The sequence below is a fragment of the Allobosea sp. BK604 genome, from assembly GCF_004341515.1.
Taxonomy (GTDB): Bacteria; Pseudomonadota; Alphaproteobacteria; order Rhizobiales; family Beijerinckiaceae; genus Allobosea.
Genome location: NZ_SLZF01000005.1, coordinates 91,708 through 115,472 on the forward strand (window position 1 = coordinate 91,708; position 23,765 = coordinate 115,472).

The following is a 23,765-nucleotide window of genomic DNA, read 5'->3' on the forward strand; positions in this document are numbered from 1 at the left end:
TCGCTCGAAGGCGCTCCAGCTCAGCCGAGCTTGCGCGCCAGCGCGGCGAATTCGCGCCTGAGATGCGCGATGAACTCGTCGCGGACGGCGGATGGCGGCCGGGCGCTCGGGGTGAGCAGCGTCAGCTCGAACTGCACGGGATGGTCAAAGGGCCTGGCGACGAGATCGGCATTGGTCGGCGCCGCGGCGGTCAGCGGGTCGACGAGCGTCACGCCGGCGCCGACGCGCACGAATTCGCAAGCCGCCATGGAAAGCTGGGTGCTGGTGCGCAGGATGCGCGCGACGCCCTCCATCGCGAAGATATCGTCGATGAGATGGCGCATCCGGTCCTCGTCGCCGAGCGAGATGAAGGGCTCGCCGGCGAGATCGGCAGGGAGGATCACATCCTTCCGGGCGAGGCGATGGCCGGGCGGCAGGACGCAGGCCCAGCGCCCACGGAACAGGTTCTCGCTGCTCACGGCCGGGTCGTCGACCGGCAGCACCGAGACGGCGGCATCGATCTGCTGGGAGATGGCGAGATCGATCAGCTTCGGCGTGTTCTGGACCTGCAGCGACACCGAGACGTCCTGCCTTTCGGCCTGGAACTGGCTGATCATCGCCGGCAGGACGCTGAGGCCCGCCGTCGGCACGCCGGCGACGACGAGATGGCCGAAGCCCGCTCGCTTGAGATTGCTCGCGAGATGCTCGAGCCGGTTGAACTGGCCGAACACGCTCTTCGTCGCCTCGTAGAAGACGCGGGCCTCCGCCGTCGGCACCAGGCGTTGATGCTCGCGCCGGAACAGCACGAAGCCGAGCCGCGCTTCGAGCATGGTGATCAGCTTGCTCACGGCCGGTTGGGAGAGATTCATGCTCGCCGCTGCCCGTGAAATCCCTCCCGCTTCCATGACGCATCTGAAGGCGTCGAGCTGGCGCGTATTCAGCACGTGTGAAACCCCGGCATTCGTTCCCCGTTCTTCGGTGCCCCGTTTTCGGCCAGCCTACAGGCAGCTCCCGTGCTTGGGGAGCCGGCCGGCTGCCCGGCATGCAGCCTTCATGCCGTCAAACCGGGCGCGCCCTGGCGCGATGATGACCTTCCCCGCGATTGCCGGCGCTCACCTGCCGACCCTACCCTCACCCCGGCGGTACCGCCGCGCCATGAAAGGAGCTGCCAGATGACGTCTGCGATCCATCGGTCCAAGCCTGCATCTCGTCTGTGGAAGCCGACCCGGCGCTCACTGCTCGCCATGGGCGGCGCGGCCATCTGCGCGCCCTATCTCGGCTCCACCTCGCTGCGCGCCCAGGGCAAGGAGCTCGTCGTGCCGATGAGCGGCGGCTCGTTCATGACGATCTGGGGCAGCGAGGTCGCCGATACCTTCAAGAAGAAGACCGGCATCAGCGTGAAGATGGTGCCGGGCAACATGAAGACCCACGCCATGTCCTCGCTGGCGGCGAAGGGCAACCCGCCCTTCGATCTTGCCTTCGGCAATGGCGACGATTTCATCCAGCTTCTCGACTCCGGCAAGCTGCTGCCGCTCTCGCCGGACAAGGTGCCGAATATCGACGACATCCACGTCAAGTTCAAAGAGCAATGGCAGGGCCACGGCTCGATGTTCGACTATTTCAGCATCGGGCTCGCCTACGCGACCGACCAGGTGAAGAACCCGCCGGCCTCGTGGAAGGAGTTCGTCGAGCGCACGGTGAAGGGCGATTTCGGCGCCAACGTCTTCTTCAACGGGCTGAATGCCGGCGTGCGCGGGCCGGAGGTTCTGGTCAACCTTGCCCGCGCCCTCTCCGGCAGCGAGCAGAACGTCGACGCCGCCTTCGACGCGCTGAAGCGCATGAAGCCGAACGTCTTCAAGTTCTTCGGCTCGATCAACGACCCGATCCTGATGCTCCTAAACGGCGAGGGCATCATCGGGCCGAGCTGGGACGGGCGCACCTTCGTCGCGCAGGACGAATCGAACGGCAAGGTCGCCTTCGTGAAGCCGAGCGACGGCCTTGCCTCGAACGGCCCGGCGATCGGCGTGATCAAGGGCGGCAACGAGGACGCCGCCTATCAGCTCGTGAACCACGCGCTCAGTGTCGAGGTGCAGAAGCCCTTCTGCGAGAAGATGTTCTACGGCGCGGTCAACACCAAGGTCAGCTATAGCGGCTCGCTGGCCCAGCGCATCCCGAAGCCCGACGAGGTCAACGTCCCGAGCGAGCGCTTCATGGCCACCAACATGGGCGCCTGGATCAAGCGCTGGAACCAGGAGATCGCAAGCTGAGCGCGCTCGCCCAACCAGCCGCGGCGGCGCTGCCGGCGCGCGAGGCCGCACCACGCAAGGATCGCTCGCCGGTCTTCGCCGCGGTCGGCCCCGCCTGCCTCTATGTCGCCGTCCTGCTCGTCCTGCCCTTCGCCTATCTCGTCTATCTCAGCCTGCATTCGGGCGAGTCCGACGGGCTCACGCTCGCGAACTATGTCGAGATCTTCACCGGCCGGATCTATCTGGAAAGCCTGTGGGGCACGTTGCAGCTCGGCGTCAGCGTGACGCTGCTGACCTTGCTGCTCGGCTATCCCGTCGCCTATTACATCGCCCAGTCCGGCTCACGCTTCGCCATGTTCACCATGGCGGTGATCATCCTGCCGCTCTTCGTCAGCGTCGTGGTGCGCAGCTTCGGCTGGATGATCCTGTTCGGACGGCAGGGCAACGTGAACCGCCTGCTGATCTCGCTCGGCATCACCGACAAGCCGCTGCAGCTGCTCTACACCCCCGGCGCCGTCACGGTCGGCCTCGTGCATATCCTCGCGCCGCTGATGATCCTGCCGATCGCCTCGGTGCTGCGCGGGCAGGATCCCGCCCTGCGCGAGGCGGCGAGCAGCCTCGGCGCCTCGCGCGCCAAGGTGTTCTGGACCGTCACCCTGCCGCTCAGCCTGCCCGGCATCGCCGCCGGCTGCGTGCTGGTGCTGGCGCATGTGATCGCGGCCTTCGTGCTGCCGGCCCTGATCGGCTCCGACCGTGTCCGCCTGATGGCGACGATGATCTACCAGCAGGTCATGACCGCCAATAATCTGGCGCTCGGCGCGGCGCTTGCCGTGGTCATGGTCGTCGCGACCTTCGCCCTCCTGGCGCTTGCCGGCTTCGTCACGCGGAGGTCCCGTGACTGACAGCGCAACCGCCTCGACCCCGACGATGCCGCGCCGCACGACCCGGCGCTTCGACCTCGCGCGCACCGCCCTCTTCGCCTATGTCGTGCTCTTCCTGCTGTTCATCCTCGCGCCGCTCATCGTGGTGATCGGCTCCTCCTTCGAGCCGCGCGAGCTCCTGCGCTTCCCGCCGCAGGGCCTGTCGCTGCGCTGGTACCATCAGGCGCTGAACAGCGACCTCTTCGTCGGCGCGGCCTGGAACAGCCTCATCATCGCCGTGCTGGCGACGCTGGGCGCGCTGCTGCTCGGCGTGCCTGCCGCCTACGGGCTGGCGCGCTTCGATTTCAGGGGCCGCGAGGCCGTCTCCGGCCTGCTGAACTCGCCGCTGCTCGTGCCGGAACTGGTCATGGGCCTGGCGCTGCTGCAGATCCTGGCCGGGCTGCACATCGCCTCCTCGCTCGTCACCCTGACTTTCGGCCACATCCTGATCTGCCTGCCCTATGTCGTGCGCACCATCCATTCGGCCGTGCTCGGCGTCGACCGCTCGATCGAGGAGGCCGCCGCCAATCTCGGCGCCGCGCGCTGGCGGATCTATCTGACGATCCTGCTGCCGATCATCCGCCCGGCGCTCTACGCGGCGATCCTGTTCTCCTTCCTGATGAGCTTCGACAACGCGGTGCTCTCGCTCTTCCTCGTCTCGGCGCGGACCTCGACCCTGCCGATCTCGGTCTACAACTACGTCCAGTACAGCCTCGACCCGGCCATCGCCGCGGTCTCGACCCTCCTGATGGCGGTTTCCGTCGTCGCCCTCTTCACGGCGAGCCGTCTGGTTCCCCTCGATCGGATCAAGCAATGAGACTGGAGCAGGCCCCTCGTCCCGCCCCTGCCGGCGCATCGGTGCGCGTCGAGGGGCTGCGCATCGGCTATGGCACGCTCGAAGTGGTCAAGGGCATCGATCTGGACGTCGCGCCGGGCGAGATCATCACCCTGCTCGGCCCGAGCGGCTGCGGCAAGACGACGACCCTGCGCGCCATCGCGGGCTTCGTCTCGCCGAGCCACGGCGCCATCCGCCTGAACGGCCGCGACGTCACCGAGGTGCCGCCGAACAAGCGCAATATCGGCCTCGTCTTCCAGGGCTACGCCCTGTTCCCGCATATGAGCGTGTTCGACAACGTCGCCTATGGCCTGCGCATGCGGAAGGTGCCGGCGCCGGAGATCCGCGAGCGCGTCGGGCGCGCGCTCGCGCTGGTCAAGCTCGAACGCTTCGCCGAGCGCAAGCCGCGCCAGCTCTCGGGCGGGCAGCAGCAGCGCGTCGCCATCGCGCGGGCGCTGGTGATCGAGCCGGACGTGCTGCTGCTCGACGAGCCGCTCTCCAATCTCGACGCCAAGCTGCGCCACGAGATGCGCGTCGAGCTGCGCCGCCTGCTCAAGGACATGGGCATCGCCTCGATCTTCGTCACGCACGACCAGGAGGAGGCGATCGTGCTCTCCGACCGCGTCGTGCTGATGAACGAGGGCCGGATCGAGCAGGAAGGCACGCCGGAGACCATGTACAACCGCCCCGGCAGCCTGTTCGCGGCTGCCTTCCTCGGCCAGGCCAATTTCCTCAAGGGCACCGTCCACGAGCTCGGGACCGACGGCATGGCCACGATCGACGTCGAGGGAGAACGCTTCCGTGCGCCGACGAGTGGGCCGCTCGCGCGCGGCGCTGCCGCGACGCTCGTCGTCAAATGCGAACGGCTCGAGCTCGCAGCCGCGCCGCGGCCCGGCTGGAGCCAGGCGCAATGCAGCTTCGAGGCCGCGAATTTCCTCGGGCCCGCGGTCCAGTTGCAATGCAGCTTCAGGGGCCAGCGCCTGGTCGGCCTGCTCTCGGCGACAACGGGCAGCGACATCGCACTCGCGCCCGGCGCGCCGATCACGCTGTCATGGAACGAGGCCGACGGGCTGATCTTTCCGCGCAGCGAATGAGACCTGCTCCAGCCCCTGTGCAGCCGATCGGGAGCACGACATGAGTGCCGAACACGCTTTGCCCGAGGTCCGCGTCGAGACGGAGTGCGGCGGCTTCACCATCCGCGTGAACACGGACAAGGCGCCGGTCAGCTCGGCGACGTTCCTCGCGCATGTGCGCGGCGGCCATCTCGACGGCAGCTCCGTCTTCCGCATCCTCAACGAGCGCAACCAGCCCGACGACCTTCACAAGGTCAGCACCGTGCAATGGGGCTGGTACGAGCAGAAGGACAACACCCTGCCCTTCGAGCGGCCGCCGATCGAGCCGACCAGCGTCACCGGCCTGCGCCATGTGCGCGGCACGATGTCGATGGCGCGGCGCGGCACCGGCACGCCGGGCTCGGAATATTTCATCATCCTGCGCGACGAGCCGGAGCTCGATTTCGGCGGCAGGCGCAATCCGGACGGACAGGGCTTCTCCGCCTTCGCCCGGGTGATCGAGGGTTTCGATACGCTGGAGCGCCTGCACGCGCGCGGCGAGGACGGGCAGTTCGTGAAGCGACCAATCCCGGTGCTGTCCGTCCGAGAGCTTTAGCGCATTTTCGAGCGAAGTGGATACCGGTTCGCGTGAAGAAAATGCGTCAAAACAAATAGATAGAGCATTTTCGCGGTTCGAAGAAACGCCGAAATGCTCTGGCGCATCGGCCCGAAACGTCGCTCGCGGCTTTCGGAGAAAGCCGATGCGAGCTAAGCGGGCTTGCCCGACTGCTCCTCCTCGAACGTGACGGCGACTGCCGCATTGGCCGAGAGGCGCACTTTCTGCCCCTCGACATCCGCGACCAATCCCAGGTCGATGAAATGATGGTGGCCCTTGTGCCGGCCCTCGCCGCTATCGGCCTTGGTCAGCTTGATCCTGCCGTTCTCGACGCGATCGACGGTGCCGACATGGACGCCGTCCGCCCCGATCACATCCATATGCTCCTTGATGCGCGTGTCGTTCATTTGCGGACCCCTTGCTCCTGGATGGTGGGTGTGACGCCAGCGATCGGCGGTCACCGCGTTGAACGCGCAAGCTCGTGATGTTGTTTCGTCAGGCGGGCAAGCTCCGCCTCGTGATCGGCAATCCCCCGCTGCGCTGGCATGACATGCCCCCTGCCCGCGTAGCGCCTCAGGCCACCCTTTGGCCGCTGGCTGAAAAGAATTTGAGCTTCGGACGATCGAAATTGAGCCATAGCGTCTCGCCTGGCTGCCAGTCTCGCCCGCCGCGCTGCTCGACCGTGACGATATCGCCGCTTGCCAGCGCGCAATGCAGATATCTGGTGCTGCCGAGGTACTCGGCGAATTCCAGTCGCGCCGGCAGGGAGGCGTCCTGGCGATCCTGGACGATCCAATGTTCCGGGCGAATTCCGAGTTTGACGCTCTCGCCCTCGCCGGCCGGCACGGGATCCCCGAGCGCGATCTCCGACTGGGCGATCCTGACCCGATCGCCGGCGAGGCGCACGCCGTCGATGATGTTCATTCGCGGTGAGCCGATGAAGCCCGCGACGAAGAGATTGGCCGGGTTCTCATAGACGTCCCGGGGCGATCCGACCTGCTCGATCCTGCCGTCGCGCAGGACGACGATCCGATCCGCCAGCGTCATCGCCTCGGTCTGATCATGCGTGACATAGATCATCGTGTTGCCGAGCTCGCGATGCAGCCTCGCGATCTCGACGCGCATGCTGACGCGCAGCTCGGCATCGAGATTGCTCAGGGGCTCGTCGAACAGGAAGACCAAGGGCTTGCGCACGATGGCTCGACCAATCGCGACGCGCTGCCGCTGCCCGCCGGAGAGCTGGCCAGGGCGCCGATCGAGCAGCGGGCCGATCTTCAGGATCTCCGCCGCGATGTCGACCTGCCGCGCGATCTCGGCCGCCGGCGTCCTGGCGATCTCCAGCCCGAAGGCGAGGTTCTCGCGCACGCTCATATGCGGGTAGAGCGCATAGGACTGGAACACCATGGCAATGCCGCGCTTGGCGGGATCGAGATCGGTGACGTCCTTGCCGGCGATCAGGATGTCGCCATTGCTGACATCCTCCAGCCCCGCGATCATGCGCAGGAGGGTCGACTTGCCACAGCCCGAGGGCCCCACGAAGACGACGAACTCGCCGCCCTCCACCTTCAGGTCGAGATTGTGGATGACGTCGACGGAGCCGAAGCTCTTGCGGACGCCCTTGAGCTCGATCGTTGCCTTGTCTCGGGGGTTCGTGTCGTGCGGGCTCATTGTCCGGTCCTGAGCCAGACCAGCATCTCGCCGGGCTCGCGGTTGTCCCAGAGGTGATAGGGCACCAGCCGTGCCGTGGTCCGCGCGAGTTCCGGAGGCCTGGAATCATAAAGCTTGCCGGCACGCTGCGGCCATTGCTCACGCTGTACCGGTATCTCGATCGCCACCGTGCCGGCGAGGCCTGGCAGTTCCGCGGTTCGCGCCTGCGAAAGGTCAGCCGGCACGATCAGCGCGTTGAGATCGGCATCGTTGTCGACCTCCTCGGCGCAGTAGATCAGCGGACCGCGCGCGATCGCGACACGGCCGAGATCGGCCTTCACGGCCGGATGCGCTCGCAGAGCGCGCACCTGCATGGGCAGGTCGAGCTCGAGCCTGTCGCCGTCGCGCCATTCGCGCGTGAGATGAATATAGCCGCCGCGCATCTCGCCCGGTTCGACGCCCTGCCCGTTCAGCGAGAGCCCGGCCGTCTCGCACCAGCCGGGTACGCGCAGGGCCAGGTTGAAGCTCGCCGGGCTGTCGAGGCGGATGGCGATGGCGACACGGCCATCGGCCGGGTAGCGCGTCTCCTGCGTCAAGGTCACCGCCGTCGCGCCGACGTTGAGCCGCGCCGTATTGGCGCCGTAGAGATGCACTGCGATACCGTCGCCCGAGACGCCGTACATGTAGCTGCCGATCGCGGCGACGGTGCGCGCGATATTCGGCGGGCAGCACGGGCAGCGATGCCAGGTCCAGCGATGATGGCCGCCGCGGCTTTCGAGCGGATTGTCGTAGAAGAAGCGCGAACCGTCGATCGAGAGCCCCGACAGGGCGCCGTTATAGAGCGCCTGCTCCATGATGTCGGCATAATGCCGGTCCGGCCCGCGCCCGAGCATGCGGCTCGCCCACATCATCAGGCCGACGGCGGCACAGGTCTCGGCATAGGCGCTCTCGTTGGGCAGGTCGTAATAGTCGGTGAAGCCCTCGTTGCTCGCCGCCGGGCCGATGCCGCCGGTGACGTACATCTGCCTGGAGGTCAGGTCCTCCCACAGAACTTTCAGCGCATCGGTGAGCGTGTCGTCGCCGAATTCGGTCGCGACATCGGCCATGCCCGAATAGAGATACATCGCACGCACGGCATGGCCGATGACCTTGGTCTGCCCGCGCACCGGCAGATGCGACTGGTTGTACTGATAGGTCTTGTGGCGGAACTGCGCCGGGTCGGCGCCGCGCGCCGCCGCCTCGACGTCGAAATAATGCGGCTGCTGGCCGCGCGCATCGATGAAATAGCGGGCGAGGTCGAGATAGCGCTGCTCGCCGGTCGTCCGGCCGAGGCGGATCAGCGCGAGCTCGATCTCCTCATGCCCGCAATAGCCCGGCTTCTGGCCGGGTCGCGGCCCGAACATCGCGTCGATATGGTCGGCATAGCGGCACATCACGTCGAGCAGCTTGCGCTTGCCGGTCGCGTGGAAATAGGCGACCGCGCCCTCGACCAGGTGCCCGGCGCAGTAGAGTTCGTGGCAGTCCCGCAGATTGGTCCAGCGCTGTCCCGGCTGCATGCGGATGAACCAGGAATTCATGTAGCCGTCCGGCAGCTGCAGCCCGGCGAACATGTCGATGATCGCATCGACCTTCGCCTCGAGATCGGGATTCGGCTTGCGGTAGAGCGCATAGGCCGCCGTCTCGATCACCTTGGCGACGTCGGAATCCCAGAACATCTGGACATTGACCGTGTCGGGCGAGCCGTCGGCGCGCGCGTGCCACGGCATCCTCACCGGCGGCACCGGCCGCGCCGGGTCGATCTGGTCGAACATGCCGGCTGCGACGCAGCGCTCGTAGAGGATCATCGCAGTCCTGTCGGCGACCGCGTCGATGCGCTCGCCCCAGAATCCGCGAACGTCGACATCGGGCACGGCCGGAGGCCGGTATCCGCTGGCTTTGGGCTGGTCGAGAGAGGTCATGGCTTCACCCGTCGATGTCGTGGAAAGGTTCACTTGACTGCGCCCGCGGTGAGTCCGCGGATGTAGTAGCGCTGCAGCAGCAGGAAGAGGGCGAGGCACGGCGCCATCATCAGCATCACGCCGGATTGCACCGCCCCCCAGTCGATGGTGCCGAACTGGCCCGAGCGGACGGCGGCCATCATCACCGGCAGCGTGTATTTCTTCTGGTCGGTCAGCAGGATCAGCGCCGCCAGGAACTCGTTCCAGGAGGCCAGGAAAGCGAAGATCGCGACCGTTGCGACGCCCGGAAGCACCAGCGGCAGCATGACCCTGCGCAGCATCAGCAAGACCGATGCGCCATCGACGCGCGCCGCGTCCTCGATCTCCTTCGGCACGGCGTCGAAGGCGTTGCGCATCATGAAGATCGAGAAGGGCAGATGCAGCGTGACATAGATCAGGACGATGCCCGGCAGGGTGTTCTGCAGGCCGAGCCAGGTCAGGATCAGGAAGAGCGGCGTCAGGATCGATTGGAACGGGATCATCACGGTCGAGATGATCAGCACGAACAGCACGTTCTTGAGCGGGAACTGGAAGCGCGAGAAGCCGTAGCCCGCGAGCAGGCTGATGATCACGGTGACGACCACGGTCGCGGCGGCGACGGTCAGGCTGTTGCCGGCATAGGTCCAGATGCCGACCCCGTATTTCGCGAGGTTCTCGTAGCTCTGCGTGCTGAAGCCCTCGACCGGCCAGGGCGGCAGCGGCGGACGCGCGGCCTCGGAAGAGGGCTTGAAGCTGACCAATGCGCTCCAGGCGATCGGCGCGACGAAGAGCAACGAGATGAACAGCCCGGCGGCGTGGTAGCGCGTGGCTTGCCAGGCCTTGCGGCGGGCGGTGGCGGCCTTGCGGGACATCACGCGCCCTCCGGCGTGCGCAGCAACCGCAGCTGCACGACGCTGATCGTGACCAGGATCGCCAGCAGCACCATTGACATCGCGGCGCCATAGCCCAGCCGGAACGAGACGAAGGACTGGCTGAAGATCCAGTAGACGGCGGTGACCGTGCTGTTCTGCGGCCCGCCATCGGCGATGATGTAGAACTGGTCGAAGGCCAGGACCGAGCCGGCGACCGAGAGGATCAGCGCCAGCGCGATGGTCCGCCGCATCAGCGGCAGCGTGATGCGGCGGAAGCGCTGCCAGGACGAGGCGCCGTCCATTCGCGCCGCCTCCTGCACCTCCGAGGAGATGCCCTGCAGGCCGGTGAGCAGGATGATCATGTTGAAGCCGGCCGTCTTCCAGACCACCATGACGATGATCGACCAGAAGGTCGTGTCGAAGCTGGCGAGCAGATTGACCGGTTTCTCCGTCAGTCCGAGCCGATAGGCCAGCGGCGAGAACAGCCCGACATCGACATTCATCAGCCAGGCCCAGAGCAGGCTGGCCGAGCCGAAGCCCACGACCACCGGCAGGAAGATGGCGGTGCGGTAGAGTTTCGTCAGCGGCCGCGCCTTCTCGACGAAGAGCGCCAGCGGAAAGGCGACCGCGAAGATCGCGATGGTGACGATCACCGTGTAGTAGCCGGTGAAGCGCATCGCGCCCCAGAAGCGCTGGTCGTTCATCAGGTTGAGGTAGTTGGTGAAGCCGATGAAGCGGGACCGGCCGAGCAGTGGCCAGTTGTGCAGCGACATCCAGAACGCCATCCCCAACGGAAGCAGGAAGAAGACGATCACCAGCAGCACCGCCGGAGCCACGAACAGGAGGCCGGCGAGTTGCTTGCGACGCAGGCGCGCGCTTGTGCGCCGCGACGATCGTCCCTGTATCATCTGCTGCTGGGTCATCGGGCTCATCCGGCGAGGCTGTGGCCGGTCCGGGCGGCGAGCCGCCCGGACGCTTGCGTCAGATCATCGGTCCGATGATCCGAGTTCTTGTTTCAGCATCGGCGCTTCCGAAAACCGCAATCCACGTTTCGGGCCGATGCATTAGAGAGGAGCGCCCGGCTATTTTCCGGAGGAGTCGATGATCGACTGCATCGTCTTCTCGGCCTTGACCAGCGAGCCCTCGACATCGTTGCCGAAGAAGACCTCGTTCAGCATCTGCTTCCACGGGCCGGTGCTGCTGTTGATCATGTCATTGTAGACGGGCGAGGACGGGGTCCTGCCGATCTTCATCGCTTCGGTCGCCGTGAGATAGCGCTGGTCGAGCGGCTTCACCGCCTCCGCGGCGACATCGGCCCGCGTCGGCAGGCTGCCCAGCCGGGCGAGCAGGGTCTGGCCTTCCAGCGAATAGACGAAGGTCAGAAATTCGCGCACGGCCGGCAGGTTCTTGCGCCCTGCCGTGACGACGAAATTGTCGCCGCCGGCGAAGGAGGCCTTGCCGCCCGCCTTCCCGGGCAGGAAGGTGACGCCGAATTCGACATTGGGGTAGTTCTTGACGAGGTTGCCGATCGCGAAGGCGCCGATTGGCGACATGCCGATCCGGTCGGTGGCGAAGCCGCCGAAGAAATTGGCGCCCGGATCCGTCCTGGCGCTTTCCGGCACGTAGCCCTTGGCGACGAGGCCGCGATAGAGCGCCACGGCATCGCGCATCTGCGGCGTGTTCAACGTCGCGCGCTTTGCGCCGTCGACGAGGATCTCGCCGCCGGAGGCCCAGACCAGCGGCATGAAGGTGAAGGCGTTGCAGCCGCCGCAGGCGCCGGAGAAGTAGAAGCCGCGGATGTCGCCGCCGAGCGCGTTGACCTTGCCGGCATAGTCCTCGATCTCGGCCCAGTTGGTCGGCCCCTTCTCGGGGTCGAGCCCGGCCTGGCGGAACAGCTTCTTGTTCCACAGCATGACCGAGGCGTCGGCCGACATCGGCACGCCGTAGATGCGTCCCTCATAGGTGCCGGCGCCGAGATGGGCCTTGGACAGGTTCTCGAAGAACGGGAAGCCCTTGACCAGATCGGTCAGGTCCTCGAGCTGCCCCGAGGCGGCGAAGGCCGGCGTATAGACGAGATCGAGCGAGAGCAGGTCCGGAGCGGAGCCACCGGCGGCCGAGATGGCGTATTTCTGCACCATCTCGCTGTTGGGCACGATCTGCAGCTCGATCTGCGTCTTGTGCGCGGCGTTGAACGCCTTCACCAGCGCCGGCATGAAGGCCTCGCTGCTGGAGCGTGACCACATCGTCAGCTTCTGCTGAGCGAGCGCCACGCCCGCCGATGCCTGCATCGCGACGAGGGCGAGCAAGGCTGCCTTGAATCCCTTCATTTGCGTCTCCTCCGGATGCGGCCGCGTTCTTGGCGGCCATTCTTGATGGTTAGGATGAGCGTACGATCAGGCTGCAGGGCAGCCGCCAGATTCCCTTGTCCACGGGCTCGCCCGTCACGAGACGGACGAGCGCGAGCCCCGCCTGTCGACCCAGTTCCTTGAGGTTCATGTCGACCGTCGTCAGCGGCGGGCGCGTCTCCTTGGCGACGATCTCCCAATTGTCGAAGCCGACCACGGAGACATCGCCGGGCACGCTGACGCCGCGCTCGCGCAACGCGTCGACGACGCCGCGCGCGATCTGGTCGTTGCCGCAAAAGATGCCATCCGGCCGCTGCGCCTGCGACCACAGCTCGGCGACGGCCTCGTGCCCCCAATGCTCGGACCAGGAGCCGTAGAGAGCTCCCGCATCGCTTGCGCCCGCGGTCTCCGCCAGGACCTGCGCGCAGGCGAGCGCGCGCTCGTGGACGACCTCGAAATCCCTGGGTCCGGTGATATGGGCGATGCGCCGGCGCCCCTGCGCGAGCAGGTGCCGGACGGCCTCCCCCGCCCCCTGCCGATCATCAGGGAGGATCGTGAGCCCCTCCTCCGGGCCAGCGGTGAGCGCATAGACGACCGGGACCGGCATCCTGGAGAGATCTACGGGCAACGGCCTGTCGACGCGTTTCCCGGTCGCGATGATGCCGTCCACCCGCTTGTCGAGCATGGCCTCGACATGGACCTGCGCCAGCTCGGGTTTGTCCCCGACCGCACAGAGAAAGACCGAGACGCCATGGTCGATCAGGCCTTCGGAGATGCCGGCCATGACCGGAAGGGTGAAGCGGCCGTAACTGTCATTGGTCAACAGCCCGACCGTGAAGCTCCGCTTGCGGGTCAGGCTCTGCGCCAGCGAATTGGGGCGAAAGCCGAGCTCCTGCGCCACGCGCTTGATGCGCGCCCGCGTCTCGACCGCCATCCGCCCGGAATCGTTGAGCGCCTTCGACGCCGTCGCCGTGCTGACGCGCGCGGCCTCAGCCACGTCGTAGATCGTCACACGTTCGCCCGGCACCATAACCGACACGGCCAACCTCGATTGAGAAAACGGTTTCTCATACCAAGATCGCGCAAGCCACGCAATGAGAAAACGGTTTCTCACAATGAGGGCCATGCGGAAGGCAGCTTTCGCAGTCGGGCGCTCAGCCGCCTCAGCTCGTGGCGACTGAAGACTGCTCGAAACACTCGATCAGCATTTCGGTGAGGACACGGACTTTCCGTGCCGGCTGCTGGCCTGGCGGGCGGATGACATACACACCAGCCGGAGGCGGCGGGTAGGATGTCATGATCGGGACGAGCGCGCCGGACGCGACATGATCCCGGGTGATGCCATCGGGTATCCAGGCAATGCCAAGCCCGGCCAATGCGGCGGCACAGAGAGCGACCGCATTATCCGCCTTGAACCGCCCCCGCGGATGAACCGTGACGACTTTGTCGCCATCGAGGAACTGCCAGGTTTCCGTGCCCTGCATCAGGGCCTGATGGCCGGCGAGCTCTTCAGGTTTCTCGGGGCAGCCATGGGCTTCGATATAATCCGGGCTCGCGAGCAGCTTTCCATAGATCGGCCCGACACGTCGTGCGACCAGCGTCGAATCCTGGAGATAGCCGACCCGGATCGCGCAATCGAAACCCTCGGCGATGAGGTCGACGAAGCGATCGCTGTAGACGGTATGGACGTGGAGCAGCGGATGGCGCCTGGCCATCTCCGCCAGAACGGGAGCAAGGTGGGTCGGCCCGAAGGATAGCGGCACCGCGACTCGCAGGCGCCCGCGAAGATCACCCGCCGGCAGGATCGTTTCCCTGGCCGCATCGATTTCGGCGCAAGCCCTGGCCGCATGGTCCCGAAACGTGATCCCGGCCTCCGTGAGCGCGGCGCCGCGGGTGGATCGTGCCAGAAGTTGAACGCCCAGTTCCGCTTCGAGCCGGATGAGCCGCCGGCTGACGATCGATTTGGAGACGCCGAGCCGACGCGCGGCGGGCGAAACGCCGCCTGAGTCAGCGACCTCCACGAATGTCCGGAGTTCCTCGATTTCCAATTCGGCGTTCCCCTTTGCGCGACACAGCGTGCAGGAGGACAGCGCTATCGTATCCCGAATCGCAATGACAGTGTCCGCGTCCTGGCAGCGCCGCAGTCGGCGCAGGCCTACCGGCGACCCGGCTCGATCCAAGCCGGCAACAGAGGATGCATCGATGACATTTCGTAACGGGCTCACTTCACTCCTTCGTCCCGAGGAGTCGGTACTCGTTCTGATCGACCACCAGCCCTACCAGCTCGCGAATTTGAACAGCCACGACCCGCAGATGGTGGTCAATAATGCCGCGGCTCTGGCAAAGGCCGCCAAAGCCTTCGGCGTCCCCACCATCCTGACGAGCGTGGTCGCCGATCGAGGCGGCCTCATCTTCCCGCAGATCACCGACGTGTTCCCCGGCCAGGAGGTTATCGACCGGACATTCATCAACACCTGGGAGGATCCGAAGGTGGTGGATGCAGCCAAGGCGACAGGCCGCAAGCAGTTGATCATTGCCGGCCTGTGGACCGAAATCTGTGTCGCAATGCCGGTGATCCAGGCCCTCGGCGAAGGCTGGGATGTGACGGTGATCACCGACGCTTCGGGCGCCGTCTCCGTCGAGGCGCACCAGGTCGCGATCCAGCGCATGATCGCTGCTGGGGCAAACATGATGACCTGGCTGGCGCTGGCCGCTGAATGGCAGCGCGATTGGGCCCGCACCGAAACGGCAGGCGCGCTGACCGAAGTGATCAAGCAGCATGCAGCCGGAAGCGGCATCGCCTATCTGTGGGAGCAGCAGCTGCTCAACACGCCGGTGCCGCGCGCCGAAACGGCCCGCTGACCTCAGCAGGGAATGACGCGTTGCGGAACGGGGCGGCGCCGAAACGCCGATCGTTCATCGCGCCTCGTCATCCCCCGTTGGAGCATCTCCGCATGTCTCCGAAACGCGGAGATGCTCCAACGATTTGTGCCGATGTATTTCCTTCGCGCGAACCGGTGTCCGCTTCGCTCGAAAATGCTCCAGCCGCTGTCACGCCGCGGGAGCCGGCGCTGTCACTCGGCCGGGGTCAGCAGGGGCTCGTCGAGCGGGTCCGGCACGTTGCCGCTGAGGGCCGCGCGAAGCTGCTCCTGGTCGAGCTCGCCCTCCCAGCGCGCCACCACGATCGTCGCGACGGCATTGCCGATGAAGTTGGTCACCGCCCGGCACTCCGACATGAACCGGTCGATGCCGAGGATCAGCGCCATGCCCGCGACAGGCACGGCCGGAACGACCGACAGCGTCGCCGCGAGCGTGATGAAGCCTGCTCCGGTGATGCCGGCCGCGCCCTTCGAGCTCAGCATGGCGACGAGCAGCAGCAGGATCTGGTCGCCGAGCGGCAGGTGGATGTCCATCGCCTGGGCGATGAACAGCGCCGCCAGCGTCATGTAGATATTGGTGCCGTCGAGATTGAAGGAATAGCCGGTCGGCACCACCAGGCCGACGACGGAGCGCTTGCAGCCCGCGGCTTCCAGCTTCTCCATCAGCGTCGGCAGCGCCGCCTCGGAGGAGGAGGTGCCGATCACCAGCAGGATCTCCTCCTTGATGTAGCGGATCAGCGCCAGGATCGAGAAGCCGTTATAGCGGGCGACCGCGCCGAGCACGATGAGCACGAAGATCGCGGAGGTCAGGTAGAAGGTGCCGATCAGCATTGCGAGATTCGCGACTGAGCCGATGCCGTAGCGGCCGATGGTGAAGGCCATCGCACCGAAAGCGCCGAGCGGGGCGGCCTTCATCAGGATCGCGACCAGCTTGAAGATCGGCGCCGACAGCGCCTGCAGGAAGTCGAGCACCGGCTTGCCGCGCTCGCCGACCAGCGAGAGCGACAGGCCGAACAGCACGGAGAAGAACAGCACCTGCAGGATGTCGCCGGAGGCGAAGGCGCCGACGATCGTGTTCGGGATGATGTTCTGCAGGAAGCCGACGACGCTGGCGTCATGGGCCTGGGTCGCGTAGCCCTGCACCGACTTCATGTCGAGGCTGGCGGGATTGATGTGCAGGCCGCTGCCCGGCTGCACGACATTGCCGACCACGAGGCCGACGACCAGCGCCAGCGTCGAGAAGGTCAGGAAGTAGATCATCGCCTTGCCGGCGACGCGCCCGACCTTCTGCATGTCGCTCATCCCGGCGATGCCGGTCGAGACCGTCAGGAAGATCACCGGCGCGATGATCATCTTCACTAGCTTGATGAAGGCGTCGCCGAGCGGCTTGAGGGCCGCGCCCTGCTCGGGCCAGAAATGGCCGAGCAGGATGCCGGCCGCGATGGCCGCGAGCACCTGCACATAGAGATGCTGATAGAATTTTCTGGGTCGGGCCGGCTGGGCCGGCGCCTGGTCGATGGTGATCGCCATGGCTTCCTCCTTGGGGCTGGCTCGCGGTGTTCTTGCTGTTCTGGACGCCGCTGGGCCACGCCTTGGCAATCGCCATGCCAGGTGAGCGATAACTGATTAAGCAAATAAATTCAGATACTTGGTTCTCATCGACCCACTTCCGGATTCACATTCTGGCGACTGGCCGCACAAGACCTGCTTGCTTTGTGCGGAATCTCGCACATCATGGGGCATGGCCAGATCCTTGCCGGAGGAGCGCGATCGACGAGATGCGAGGCGCCATTGGATCGCCTTCGCGCTCCTGATCGCCGTCATCGCCATCACCGCCTTGGTGATCGCCGGCGATATCGGCCGAAACCGTGCCATAGCGACGACGCGCGCCCGCGCCGAGGATGCCGGCACGCTGGCGCTCGCCATCCTGCGCGGCGAGCTGGAGAAGCAGCGCGCGCTGCCGGTGATCCTGGCGCGCGATCCCGATGTGCGCTCGGCCCTGGTCGATGGAGACCGGCACGCGCTCGACCTCAAGCTGGAGGCGATCGCGCGGGAGACGCGGGCGGCGGTGATCTACGCCCTCGGCAAGGATGGCGTCGCCATCGCCGCCAGCAACTGGCGGGAGCCGACCAGCTTCGTCGGCAACGACTATGCGTTCCGCGACTATTTCAGCGGCGCAGTCGCGGGCGGCACGGCCGAGCAGTTCGCGCTCGGCACCGTCAGCAAGCGCCCTGGCCTCTATATTACCAGTCGTTTGGATGACGAGGGCGGGAATGCGCTCGGCGTCATCGTGGTCAAGGTCGAGTTCGACCAGGTCGAGGCCGATTGGCGGGCGCTGGGCGGCGAGACCTATATCGTCGACAGCCGCGGCGTCGTGCTGCTCTCCACCGTGGCGGACTGGCGATTCCAGGTCGAGAACGCGCTCGCGCCGAATGTCGCGGCGGAAATCCGGCAATCCCTGCAATTCGGAGCCGCTCCCCTCACGCCGCTGCCTTTGCGGAGCGACAGCGAAGTCGTGCGCGGCACGGACGCGGCGGCCGGCACGCATGTCGCCGCGCGCCTCCCCGTCCCGACCACGGACTGGCAGCTCGAAGTGCTCATGCCGGTGGACCGGGCGATCCGTGACGACCGGGCCAGGCTGCAGACGCTGGTCGCGCTCCTGCTCATGCCCGGCGCGGCTCTCGGCGCACTTGCATTGCGCCGCCGGCAGGTCAATCTCGCCCGGCTCAGCGCCGAGGCGCAGGTCAAGGCCGAGCTGGAACGCCGTGTCGCCGAGCGCACATCGGCACTGGCCGGTGCGAATAAGCGGCTCGTCGAGGAGATGGCGGAGCACACCCGGGCGCAGGAGCGCCTCTCCGACGCGCGCGAGGAACTGGCCAAGGCCAATCGGCTCGCGACCCTGGGCCAGGTCACGGCCGGCGTCGCCCATGAGATCAACCAACCTCTCGCCGCGATGCGCACCTATGCCGAGAACGCCCGGACCTTTCTCGGCCGGGCCGATCCGGCCAGTGCGGACGGCGCGCTCGCCAGGATCGTCGGGCTGACCGAGCGCATCGGCGCCATCACCGACACGCTGCGCGGCTTTGCCCGGCGGGGCGGCGGGCCGCTCGGGCCGGTCGACCTCAAGGAGGCGATCGACGGCGCGCTGATGATCCTCGACGCCGCGCTGCGCCAGGCCGGAATCGTGCCGGTGATACCCGCGCTGATTAGCCCGGTTTCGGTGCTGGCCCGCCCGGTCGAGCTGGAGCAGATCCTCGTCAACCTGATGCGCAATGCGATCGAGGCCATGGCGCAGGAGAACGGCGCGCGGGCGCCCCGGCTCGCTATCGACATCGCGCTCCAGGGTGAGGTGGTCGACATCGCCATCACCGATAATGGGCCGGGCCTCGACGACGAGGCACTGGCTGCGCTGTTCACGCCATTTCGCACGACCAAGCCACGTGGACTCGGCCTCGGGCTGGTGATCTCGCACGACATCGTCTCCGCCTTCGGCGGCACGCTTTCGGCCACGAGCACCCCGGGCCAGGGCAGCAGTTTCACGATCAGCCTCAAGAGAGCGGCATGACCGATCCCGATAGCGCCAAGGCCATGATCGAGGTCGCCTTCGTCGACGACGATCCGGATCTGCGCGACGCCAACGCCCAGGCGCTGCGCCTCGCGGGCTTCGCAGCGGTCCCGCTTGCCTCCGCCCAGGCGGCGCTCGAGCGCATCGGCGAGGACTATGCCGGCGTCGTCGTCACCGACGTGCGCATGCCCGGCATGGACGGCATCGCGCTGTTCAGGCGCCTGCGCGCGCTCGACGCCGATATCCCGGTGGTGGTGATCTCCGGCCACGCCGATATCGCCATGGCGGTCGGTGCGATGACCGAGGGCGCCTATGATTTCATTGCCAAGCCCTATTCGACCGATCGTCTGGTCGAGACCCTGCGCCGGGCGGTCGAGAAACGCGCGCTCGTCATCGAGAACCGGCGGCTGCGCGCGCTCGCCGCCGCACCGGGCGACGACACCGCTCTGCTCGGCGAAGCGCCTGCGATCATCCGCCTGCGCCAGACCATCCGCGATCTCGCCGATATCGATGTCGACGTGCTGGTCCTGGGCGAGACCGGCACCGGCAAGGAGGTCGTCGCCAACCTGCTGCACCGGCAGGGCCGGCGCCGCGACAAGCCCTTCGTCGCCCTGAACTGCGGCGCGCTGCCCGAAAGCGTCATCGAGAGCGAGTTGTTCGGCTACGAGGCCGGCGCCTTCACCGGCGCGCAGAAGAAGCGCATCGGCCGCATCGAGCATTCCAGCGGCGGCACGCTCTTCCTCGACGAGCTGGAAAGCATGCCACCGGCGGCGCAGGTCAAGCTGCTGCGGGTTCTGGAGGGGCGCGAGATCACGCCGCTCGGCTCGAACGATCTGCGCCGCGTCGATCTGCGCGTCGTCGCGGCGACGAAGCTCGATCTCGGAGACCCCGCGCAGCGCGGCGATTTCCGCGAGGACCTCTATTACCGCCTCAATGTCGTGACCCTGCGCATTCCTCCGCTGCGCGAGCGCCGCCGCGACGTGCCGCTGCTCTTCGCCCAGTTCCTCGCCCGCGCCGCCCGGAAATATGGGCGCGAGGTGCCGATGCTGGATCGCAGCGTCGAGCGCCATCTCGTCGAGAATGCATGGACGGGCAATGTCCGCGAACTCGTCCATTTCGCGGAGCGGGTGGCGCTCGGCGTCACCGCCGATACACCGGCAGCCCCGGTGCAGGACGATGTCGCCGCGGCGAGCCTGCCCGAGCGTCTGAATGCGATCGAGGCCAACCTGATCCGGGAGGCGCTGGAGGCCAATCGTGGCGATGTCCGCGCGACCCTCGAGATGTTGGGCATCCCGCGCAAGACGTTCTACGACAAGCTCGTCCGCCACGGCATCGACCGGGCCTCCTATGTGGTGACTGAATAAGGCTTCCAGGCGCAAAGACCGTCTTCCGATTGTATTCCCCGGGAGGCGCTTCGGCCCTGGGCCAGGCCTTGGCTCGTTTCCATCCTTGACGCCGCGCGTCTTATGAGTCCGCATTCTGGCAGGGAGCCAGAGCTTGACCTGCCGCTACGCCCGGAGACGCCGATGCCCGACTATCTGATCGACCCGATGCCGCCGCAGCTTTCCGCGGCGTTGGTGGCCAAACTCCAGCGCGTCGAGACCGCGACAGTCGGGCATTCACGGCATTGGGGCTTCATGGATCGCGGCATCCAGCCCTTGCTTCGCGGCAAGCGGATCGCGGGCGCGGCCGTGACGCTCGCGATCCCAGGGCAGGATTCGACCCTGCTCCATCACGCGCTCGGCCTGCTGCGCCCCGGCGACATCCTCGTCGTCGACAGGCTCGGCGATGACAAGCACGCCTGCTGGGGCGGCGGCGTCACGATTGCCGCGAAGGCGGCGGGCGCCATCGGCGGCATCGTCGACGGGCCCTGCACGGACCTCGCCGAGATCGAGGATTCGGATTTTCCGATGTGGTGCCGCGGCATGACGCCGATCACCACCCGGCTCTACAATCTCGGCGGCACGATGAACCGGCCGATTTCCTGCGGCAATGTCCCGGTCAGTGCCGGGGACGTCATCCTGGCCGATGAATCCGGCGTGCTCGTCCTGCCCGTGGCGGAAGCCGAGGCCATCGCCGATGCGGCCATCGCCCGCCAGGAGCGCGGCGAACGCAATCAGGAGCGGGTCAAGGCCGGCGAGAAGCTCGGAGATATTTCCGGCGCCACCAAAATGGTGCTCGAGGCCATGAAGGCCGGGACCTGACCGTCGGAACGGCCGCGCCCGCTCAGCTGCGTGGCCTGTCGACGAGTCGTGAGGGGATCATAAGGGGGACCACGTCATGTCGCTGATGCGCTTTCTGAAAATCACGTCGCTGGCCGCTGGCCTGATCGGCGCCAGTGCCGTATCGGCCCAGACTCTCAACATGGGCGTCCGGGCCGGGCCGGAATCGATGGACCCGCATTACAGCGCGCTCGGCGTCCATGTGGAGGCGCTCAAGCATGTCTTCGACACGCTGGTCCGCTCGAACGAGAAGCTGCAGGTCGAGCCGAGCCTGGCCGAATCCTGGAAGCCGATCGACACGACGACCTGGGAGTTCAAGCTGCGCAAGGGTGTGAAGTTCCACGACGGTTCGGAGTTCACCGCCGAGGACGTGAAATTCTCGATCGAGCGTATTCCGAACGTCACCGGCCCCAATCCGGCGACGCTCTACACCCGCCGCATCAAGGAGGTGCGGATCATCGACAGCCATACGGTGCATCTCGTCACCGACAGCGCCGCGCCGACCCTTCCCAGCGATCTCGTGCGCCTGTTCATCGTCTCCTCGAAGGCGGCCGCCGGCCTGACGCGGGAGACCGCGAACGAGGCCTTCAACTCCGGCAAGGCCGCGATCGGCACCGGCCCCTACAAGTTCGTCTCCTGGACGCCGAAGGCCGATCTGACGCTCGACCGTTTCGACGGCTACTGGGCCGGGCCCCAGCCTTGGCAGCGCGTCGTCCGCAAGGAAATCTCCAACGACGCCGCCCGCGTCGCGCAGTTGCGCGCCCGCCAGGTCGACATGATCGCACGCGTCTCCGCGACTGATGTCGCGGCGCTGGCGAAGGACAGCAAGCTCAGTGTCCCGACCCAGGACACCATCTTCGTCTTCCTGCTCGATCTCGACCTCCGCGAGAAGACGCCGCAGGTCAGCGCCAAGGACGGCTCGCCGCTCGCCGCCAATCCGTTCCGCGATCCGCGCGTGCGCGAGGCTCTGGATCTGGCCATCGACCGCCGCCAGCTCGTCGAGATCGCCATGGACGGTATGGGCTCGCCCGCGACGCAATTGGTCTCGCAGGGCATCTTCGGCTTTAATCCGGAGATTCCGGAAGTGAAGGCCGATCTGGCGCGCTCGCGGCAATTGCTCGCGGAAGCCGGCTATCCCAACGGGTTCAAGTTCACCCTCAGCTTCACCGTCGATCGTCTGCCGGGGGATCGCGAGATCGGCACGACGCTGGTGCAGATGCTGGCACGGGTCGGCGTCGAGGTGCAGGCCAACGGCGTTCCGGTCAGCATCCTGTTCTCGGCGCGGCCGCGCGGCGAGCTCTCGGCGACGATGGCCGGTTGGGGCACGATCACCGGCGAGGCCTATTACACCCTGTCCGCGATCGCCCATTCCGCCGATGCGGAGCGCAAGCTCGGACAGTTCAACTGGCGCGGCTATGCCAATCCCGCCGTCGACAAGCTGATCGACAGCGCCGGCAGCGAACTCGACGATACCAAGCGCCGGGCTCAGCTCAGCGAGGCGGGGGCGCTGTTCGTGAAGGACCGTGCCACCTTCCCCTTGACCGTCATCAAATACGGCTGGGCACTCTGGCGGGATCGCGCCCAGACGGTGCGTCTGCGCAGCGACGAGGAGACGCTGGCGATGGACGTCGTGCCGGCGAAACCGAACTGAGGCGAAGCCGCCCGACTGGAGTATTTCCGCGCGTCCCCGAAGCGTGGAAATACTCTATCCCTCTGTTTTAGCGCACTTTCTTCACGCGAACCGGTATCCACTTCGTTCGAAAATGCTCTTGCCGAGGGCCGGCCCGTTCGGGCGGAGCCACTCAATCGAGGCGCGCGACGATTCCCTTCGCCTCGGCCGTGGAGGGCGGGAAGCGGGTCATGATCTGCGGATCATGACCCGGTATGACCAATGCCTCGGCAGCGGCGAGCTCGCGCAGGCGCCGGAAGCCCTCGAGCGTCGCCCCGACGTGATAGACCCAGGGAAAGGGGATGTTGCGCTCGAAATTCTCGAAGAAATGGGTCGCGTCCGAGGCCAGCACCAGCCAGCCCTTGCGCGTCATCACGCGCACGACCTGCTGGCCGTCGGTGTGCCCGCCGACACGGTGGAGCGTGATGCCGGGCGCGACCACACCCTCGCCCTGGTGATAGACGACGCGCCCCTCGAACAGCTTGCGGACGGTCTCCGCGATGTCGTGCGGATCATAGCCGCCGCGCAGCATGCCGTGGCACATGCAGGGCCCGGTCGCATAGGCCATCTCGGCTGCCTGCAGATGGAAGCGCGCCTTCGGGAACAGGTCCTGGTTGCCCGAATGGTCGTAATGCAGATGCGTCAGCACGACGTCTGCGACGGTCTGCGGATCGATGCCGAGCAAGCGCAGGCCGTCGCTGGGGCAGCGCAGGAATTCGCGGCCGCGCTTGCGGGCGACCTCCGCATTGAAGCCGGTGTCGACGATGACGGCGCCGGCCGGGCCCTTGATGACGAAGACGAAATAGTCGAACGGCATCGGCCCGTCATGGGCATCGCCGCCGAGGAAATTCTCGACCCGGCGGCGCGGCGCGTGATGCGCGAAACGGATCGCATGGACCTCGTGGACCGGATGGTCGCCGGCAGGGAGCGTGGTCATCGCAG

At 66.6% G+C, this 23,765-nt stretch carries 21 protein-coding genes; 10 read left to right on the forward strand and 11 right to left on the reverse strand.

Features of this window, described 5'->3' with window-relative positions; genetic code table 11:
- Window positions 1-20: 20 nt before the first annotated feature.
- The gene (locus EV560_RS16360; RefSeq protein ID WP_131856860.1) at window positions 21-923 is read right to left on the reverse strand and encodes a LysR substrate-binding domain-containing protein; all 903 of its coding nucleotides are present in this window, start codon (window positions 921-923) and stop codon (window positions 21-23) included.
- 228 nt (window positions 924-1,151) lie between these two features.
- Between EV560_RS16360 and EV560_RS16365 the strand changes: the two genes are divergently transcribed.
- The 5 genes from EV560_RS16365 to EV560_RS16385 all read left to right on the forward strand — a co-directional run bounded on the left by EV560_RS16365 (window position 1,152) and on the right by EV560_RS16385 (window position 5,648).
- Window positions 1,152-2,246: an extracellular solute-binding protein gene (locus EV560_RS16365; protein WP_131856861.1), complete on the forward strand. Its 1,095-nt coding sequence runs from the start codon at window positions 1,152-1,154 to the stop codon at window positions 2,244-2,246.
- A 242-nt stretch (window positions 2,247-2,488) separates the two neighbouring features.
- On the forward strand, window positions 2,489-3,127 hold the full coding sequence (locus EV560_RS16370) for an ABC transporter permease (RefSeq protein WP_165923496.1): 639 nt from the start codon (window positions 2,489-2,491) through the stop codon (window positions 3,125-3,127).
- Entirely contained in the window at window positions 3,120-3,962 is an 843-nt protein-coding gene (locus EV560_RS16375; RefSeq protein ID WP_207908045.1) for an ABC transporter permease, read from the forward strand. Before EV560_RS16370 ends, EV560_RS16375 begins: the two co-directional genes overlap by 8 nt.
- The gene (locus tag EV560_RS16380) at window positions 3,959-5,074 is read left to right on the forward strand and encodes an ABC transporter ATP-binding protein (protein WP_131856863.1); all 1,116 of its coding nucleotides are present in this window, start codon (window positions 3,959-3,961) and stop codon (window positions 5,072-5,074) included. The genes EV560_RS16375 and EV560_RS16380 overlap by 4 nt, the downstream gene beginning before the upstream one ends.
- A gap of 40 nt (window positions 5,075-5,114) precedes the next feature.
- Window positions 5,115-5,648, forward strand: coding sequence for a peptidylprolyl isomerase (locus EV560_RS16385; RefSeq protein WP_131856864.1), 534 nt, complete (start codon window positions 5,115-5,117; stop codon window positions 5,646-5,648).
- A 152-nt stretch (window positions 5,649-5,800) separates the two neighbouring features.
- Here EV560_RS16385 and EV560_RS16390 read toward each other — a convergent pair whose 3' ends face one another.
- From EV560_RS16390 to EV560_RS16425, 8 genes are all read right to left on the reverse strand, one after another.
- A complete protein-coding gene (locus EV560_RS16390) occupies window positions 5,801-6,055 on the reverse strand; it encodes a DUF2171 domain-containing protein (RefSeq protein ID WP_131856865.1) in 255 nt (84 codons plus the stop codon).
- A 166-nt stretch (window positions 6,056-6,221) separates the two neighbouring features.
- Complete coding sequence (locus tag EV560_RS16395) at window positions 6,222-7,316, reverse strand: ABC transporter ATP-binding protein (RefSeq protein ID WP_131856866.1); 1,095 nt, start codon at window positions 7,314-7,316, stop codon at window positions 6,222-6,224.
- On the reverse strand, window positions 7,313-9,253 hold the full coding sequence (locus EV560_RS16400; protein ID WP_131856867.1) for a glycoside hydrolase family 127 protein: 1,941 nt from the start codon (window positions 9,251-9,253) through the stop codon (window positions 7,313-7,315). The genes EV560_RS16395 and EV560_RS16400 overlap by 4 nt, the downstream gene beginning before the upstream one ends.
- Window positions 9,254-9,282: 29 nt before the next feature.
- Window positions 9,283-10,146 carry a carbohydrate ABC transporter permease gene (locus tag EV560_RS16405; protein WP_465247015.1) on the reverse strand — a complete coding sequence of 288 codons (864 nt, stop codon included), beginning with the start codon at window positions 10,144-10,146 and terminating at the stop codon, window positions 9,283-9,285.
- Window positions 10,143-11,066, reverse strand: coding sequence for a carbohydrate ABC transporter permease (locus tag EV560_RS16410; RefSeq protein ID WP_248312083.1), 924 nt, complete (start codon window positions 11,064-11,066; stop codon window positions 10,143-10,145). The genes EV560_RS16405 and EV560_RS16410 overlap by 4 nt, the downstream gene beginning before the upstream one ends.
- 159 nt (window positions 11,067-11,225) lie before the next feature.
- Window positions 11,226-12,470, reverse strand: coding sequence for an ABC transporter substrate-binding protein (locus EV560_RS16415; protein WP_131856870.1), 1,245 nt, complete (start codon window positions 12,468-12,470; stop codon window positions 11,226-11,228).
- 49 nt (window positions 12,471-12,519) lie between these two features.
- Window positions 12,520-13,518 (reverse strand): LacI family DNA-binding transcriptional regulator, encoded by a 999-nt coding sequence (locus EV560_RS16420; RefSeq protein ID WP_131857255.1) that lies wholly within the window; start codon window positions 13,516-13,518, stop codon window positions 12,520-12,522.
- 133 nt (window positions 13,519-13,651) lie between these two features.
- Window positions 13,652-14,536 carry a LysR family transcriptional regulator gene (locus tag EV560_RS16425; RefSeq protein WP_131857256.1) on the reverse strand — a complete coding sequence of 295 codons (885 nt, stop codon included), beginning with the start codon at window positions 14,534-14,536 and terminating at the stop codon, window positions 13,652-13,654.
- 154 nt (window positions 14,537-14,690) lie between these two features.
- Here EV560_RS16425 and EV560_RS16430 point away from each other — a divergent pair, with 154 nt between their 5' ends.
- Window positions 14,691-15,350 carry a hydrolase gene (locus tag EV560_RS16430; RefSeq protein WP_131856871.1) on the forward strand — a complete coding sequence of 220 codons (660 nt, stop codon included), beginning with the start codon at window positions 14,691-14,693 and terminating at the stop codon, window positions 15,348-15,350.
- Between the two features lie 212 nt (window positions 15,351-15,562).
- Here EV560_RS16430 and EV560_RS16435 read toward each other — a convergent pair whose 3' ends face one another.
- Window positions 15,563-16,897 carry a dicarboxylate/amino acid:cation symporter gene (locus EV560_RS16435; protein WP_131856872.1) on the reverse strand — a complete coding sequence of 445 codons (1,335 nt, stop codon included), beginning with the start codon at window positions 16,895-16,897 and terminating at the stop codon, window positions 15,563-15,565.
- A gap of 211 nt (window positions 16,898-17,108) precedes the next feature.
- Here EV560_RS16435 and EV560_RS16440 point away from each other — a divergent pair, with 211 nt between their 5' ends.
- The 4 genes from EV560_RS16440 (at window position 17,109) to EV560_RS16455 (ending at window position 22,805) form a co-directional block, all read left to right on the forward strand.
- A complete protein-coding gene (locus EV560_RS16440) occupies window positions 17,109-18,932 on the forward strand; it encodes a sensor histidine kinase (protein ID WP_131856873.1) in 1,824 nt (607 codons plus the stop codon).
- Window positions 18,929-20,296, forward strand: a complete 1,368-nt coding sequence (locus tag EV560_RS16445; RefSeq protein ID WP_248312084.1) for a sigma-54-dependent transcriptional regulator — start codon at window positions 18,929-18,931, stop codon at window positions 20,294-20,296. The genes EV560_RS16440 and EV560_RS16445 overlap by 4 nt, the downstream gene beginning before the upstream one ends.
- Window positions 20,297-20,458: 162 nt before the next feature.
- Window positions 20,459-21,136, forward strand: coding sequence for an RraA family protein (locus tag EV560_RS16450; protein ID WP_131856874.1), 678 nt, complete (start codon window positions 20,459-20,461; stop codon window positions 21,134-21,136).
- A 76-nt stretch (window positions 21,137-21,212) separates the two neighbouring features.
- Complete coding sequence (locus EV560_RS16455) at window positions 21,213-22,805, forward strand: ABC transporter substrate-binding protein (protein ID WP_131856875.1); 1,593 nt, start codon at window positions 21,213-21,215, stop codon at window positions 22,803-22,805.
- A gap of 151 nt (window positions 22,806-22,956) precedes the next feature.
- On the opposite strand, the gene EV560_RS16460 is transcribed toward EV560_RS16455, so the two are convergent.
- Entirely contained in the window at window positions 22,957-23,760 is an 804-nt protein-coding gene (locus tag EV560_RS16460) for an N-acyl homoserine lactonase family protein (protein ID WP_131856876.1), read from the reverse strand.
- Window positions 23,761-23,765: the final 5 nt, after the last annotated feature.